This window comes from Nocardia wallacei (genome assembly GCF_029868745.1).
Lineage (GTDB): Bacteria > Actinomycetota > Actinomycetes > Mycobacteriales > Mycobacteriaceae > Nocardia > Nocardia wallacei_B.
This window is the reverse complement of sequence record NZ_JARWOP010000288.1, coordinates 1-3,563: the sequence shown is the minus strand read 5'-3', so window position 1 is coordinate 3,563 and position 3,563 is coordinate 1. Positions and strand designations below refer to the sequence as shown.

At 68.4% G+C, this 3,563-nt stretch carries 4 protein-coding genes; 3 read left to right on the top strand and 1 reads right to left on the bottom strand.

Translation table 11 applies throughout. The annotated features are described in order from the left end of the window. Nucleotides 1–156: 156 nt before the first annotated feature. Nucleotides 157–1,551, top strand: a complete 1,395-nt coding sequence (locus tag QH470_RS26040) for an MFS transporter (RefSeq protein WP_280274981.1) — start codon at nt 157–159, stop codon at nt 1,549–1,551. A gap of 89 nt (nt 1,552–1,640) precedes the next feature. Here QH470_RS26040 and QH470_RS26035 read toward each other — a convergent pair whose 3' ends face one another. Further along, a complete protein-coding gene (locus QH470_RS26035; RefSeq protein ID WP_280274980.1) occupies nt 1,641–2,060 on the bottom strand; it encodes a hypothetical protein in 420 nt (139 codons plus the stop codon). 213 nt (nt 2,061–2,273) lie between these two features. Between QH470_RS26035 and QH470_RS26030 the strand changes: the two genes are divergently transcribed. Both QH470_RS26030 and QH470_RS26025 read left to right on the top strand, forming a co-directional pair. Further along, nucleotides 2,274–2,876, top strand: a complete 603-nt coding sequence (locus QH470_RS26030) for a hypothetical protein (RefSeq protein ID WP_280274979.1) — start codon at nt 2,274–2,276, stop codon at nt 2,874–2,876. After that, a partial coding sequence (locus QH470_RS26025; protein WP_280274978.1) for a LysR family substrate-binding domain-containing protein occupies nt 2,873–3,563 on the top strand: 691 nt, incomplete at its 3' end. The genes QH470_RS26030 and QH470_RS26025, both read left to right, overlap by 4 nt.

The window sequence follows — 3,563 nt, the reverse complement described above, 5'->3', positions numbered from 1 at the left end:
ACAAGTGGATGAACTACTACAACACTATCCGGCGGCACTCCGCGATCGGGAACCAAAGCCCCGACGACTACGAGCGTTCACTTCGAACCACTGCCGCCTGAATCTGCAAGCCCCCTGTCCACCATTCGGGGTGAACCTCAGTCGAGTCTGGCGAGTGTGGACGCGGCCGTGCATGCGATGGCGATGCCGCAGGTGGTGCGGGGATTCGAAATGGGTTCGGGGGCTGCCGGTTCGGCCTCGTGGATCGGGAGTGCGGTGACGGTGGCGTTGCTGCTGGGGGCGGGTGCGCACGGCGATCGCATCGGGCGGCGGTCCCTTCTGATCGCGGGTGGGATCGGCGTCGTGATCGGTTGTCTGGTCAGCACTTTCGCTGCCGATGAGTGGATCTTCCTCGGTGGCCGCGTGGTGACGGGGATGGCTACTGCGGCCATTGTGGTGACGACATTGTCGGTGTTGCCGGGATTGTTCTTCGCGTCCGAATTGCCTGCTGTGGTGGGGATGTGGCTGGCGGTGCAGTCGGCGGCGGTACTGGCCGGTGCGCTGTGCGGCGGGGTGCTGGTTACCGAAATCGGATGGCGTACAGGGTATTTGATGACGGCTGGTATGGCGACGGTCGTACTGGGGCTGGGATGGCTGGTGGTGCCCGCCGCCGAGCGCAGGCCGGATCGGCGTGTCGACACCGTCGGCGCGCTGCTGGCCGGGGCGGCGCTCGCCGTGCTGTTGGTCGGGGTCGGGTCGGCCGTCGAAATTGGCTGGCGCAGTGCGGTCGTGGTCGGTTCGATAGCCGTGGCGGCCGGGCTGGCGGCGCTGTTCGTGTGGTGGGAGTGCCGCCGTCCCGACCCGGCATTGCCGATGCGACTGATGCGATCGACGCCGTTCGCCGCGGCGTGTGTGGCGGGAATCGCGAACGAGGTCGCCGCGGCCGTCTACCTGTTGCCGATCGTCGCGCTACTGAGCAGTCCGGCGGAGCCCACCCTGACCGCGCTGGTGCTCGCCGTTCCGATGTTTCTCGGCATGATCATCGGCGCTGTGCTGTCGGGATCCGCACGGCAACAGCGGGTGTCGCTGCGGGCGCTGCTCGTGTCCGGCCTGCTGTGCTGTGCGTGCGGTGCGCTGCTCGGTGCGTGTGTCGATGTGCGGAACGAATCCTGGCTGTACGCGACGGCTGGAACAGTTGTCGGTTTCGGCGTGATGTGGACGCGCGTGCCGCAGGCGTCCGTGATTATCGCGGCGGTCTCGCCGGAACACGCCGGATCCGCGGCCGCTGTACAGGCTGCGGCCCTGCGGATCGGTCTGGTGCTCGGCCCCGCGGCGCTGGGACCCCTCGTGGTCGTGTTCGGTGGTGACGGCCCGGCCGCGTTCTTCCACGGATTTCCCGCGGCGCTGCGGGTGACGGCGGTGGTACTCGCCGCCGCGGCGGCCGCCATCGGTGTCCTCATGTACAACCATCGAGCGCGCACGACGGTCGAGGCCGCCAATTATTGCCGCTACCGCGCCGGACAGGGCCGCCGGGCGCGACGCGGCTCGGCGGCTCTGCGATACGCGACGTAATGGAGCGTGGTGCGCTGCGAGCGATCACGCTGGACGGTGAGAACGTTGACACCGGGATCTACTTCGCACCGATGTTTCGGCTCGTACCCCTACCCCGGAATGACGTACTCCACCCGCACCGAATCGGGAGAATGCACGAATTCCTTTGTGGTGACCGTCAACTCGACATGCCCCGGCCCCGACGGAATGCGCGCGGAGTTGTACCACGACCCGACCAGCTTCACGGTGGTGTCGCCGCGCGCCCCGGTGTCGATGTTGTGCCAGGACACGTACGCGGTGGTGGCGCACGTACCGATGCCCTGGAACGCGCTGGTCAGGTGGATGGATGAGGACGAGTCCTGGTCCACGTTCCCGCGAATCGTGCCGTAGCAGAGGCCCGCTTCGGTCGCGGAGGTTTCGAGGACCGGGATCTCCGCTGCCGCGGCCGCGGCGGGTCCGGCGACGAGCAGGGCCGGAATACCGGCGAACGCGGCGGCCACGGCTACGGCCGACTTGCGCACAGGACGCATGAAAGTTCCCTTCGATACGTCGGAGCCGGTGAACCGGCCCGAATACCCCAATAGCGTCGGCGTCGCGGCGGTCGTTACGTGTCGACCCCGCGAGGTGTCGTTCGCCCACCCGAAACCCTTGCGGCGTGAGCTGATCGGTCGCTCGAGGCGAGGAACGAGAACTCCACACCCCGATTCGCTGTGAGATCTACGTCACAGCAATAACATCTTCCTATGTCAGCCCTGCGGAACGGATCAATGGCGATCGAGGGCCGGGTCGAGCGCGTGCCGACGGACGCGCCGAAGGTGACTTTTCGGGCCGGAACGGGAGAGGTACTGGCGATCGCGATACGCGCGGCCGCCGGCCCGGGCGGTCGACTGGCGAGTCTGCTCGGGTCCGGTCGCGAACGGTATCGAATCGACTACCCGGACCGGTCCGAGGTGTGGGTGGAGCCGAAGGACTCCGCGTCCACCTCGGTGCACCGCGCGGATGGCGCGGTTGTCGGGACCATTTTGCGCGCGACATCGGCCACCGCGGTCGCCGCGACGGGCGGCACCCTGTTCCATTTCGTCCGCGACCCGGGCACGCCGCGCACACCGGAACTCGCGCGCCTGCTGGTGCTCGACCGATCCGGCGGCGAACTCGGCTGTGTGGACATCGGATACGCCGGATCGGACCCGCACCCCGACCGGATCGCTGTCCGCGGTCTAATCCTCCGCGACCGGGTCGAGCAGGACATGCTGCTCGGCGCCTGCGTGGACATGACGCTCGGCCTGCGACCCTATTGCGTCGAAAGGGAACAGGGTGCCGGCCACCCGATACCCTTACCGGAATGACCGAGTTTGCTCCCGATACGCTGCGCGTGGGCTACGTCCCCGGCGTGACCGTGGCCAAGTGGGCACGCCGATGGAGCGAACGATTCCCGGACAGTCCCATGGAATTGATCGGCGTACCGCAGGCCGAACAGGACGCGGCGCTGCGCGACGGCCGGGTCGACATGTGCTTCGTGCGTCTGCCGATGGACCGCGAGGGCATGCACGCCATTCCGCTCTACCGCGAACTGCCGGTCGTGGTCGTGCCCAAGGACCATCCGATCTCGTTGTTCGACGAGGTGACCGCGGCGGATCTGGCCGACGAGCGGATGCAGGACGCCGGTGACATCGACGCGTTGGCGGGCACGGTCGAACTCGTCGCGGCGGTCGGCGGCGCCGCCGTCATGCCGCAGTCGCTGGCCCGGCTGCATCACCGGCGCGACCTCGTCTTCCGCGCCGTCACCGACCTGCCGGATACCGAGGTAGCCCTGGCGTGGCCGGTCGAGCGGACCACCGAGACGGTCGAGGAATTCATCGGGATCGTGCGCGGCCGCACCGAGCGCAGCTCACGCTCGCCCTCGGGTCGCGCGAAAGACGCTGTGGCCGAACGCGTCACACCGCGAAAGGATCCGGGCAAACAAACGTGCCGCCGGCGGGGGGGCGCCCGGCGCCGGGGTTGCCGGCCCCCGGAGCCAGCACCCCCCCCCGCGG

What these genes read in the sequence shown, in the direction of transcription:
- QH470_RS26035 (WP_280274980.1), bottom strand. Translation starts at nt 2,060, where the DNA reads ATGCGTCCTGTGCGCAAGTCGGCCGTAGCCGTGGCCGCCGCGTTCGCC.
- QH470_RS26030 (WP_280274979.1), top strand. Translation starts at nt 2,274, where the DNA reads ATGTCAGCCCTGCGGAACGGATCAATGGCGATCGAGGGCCGGGTCGAG.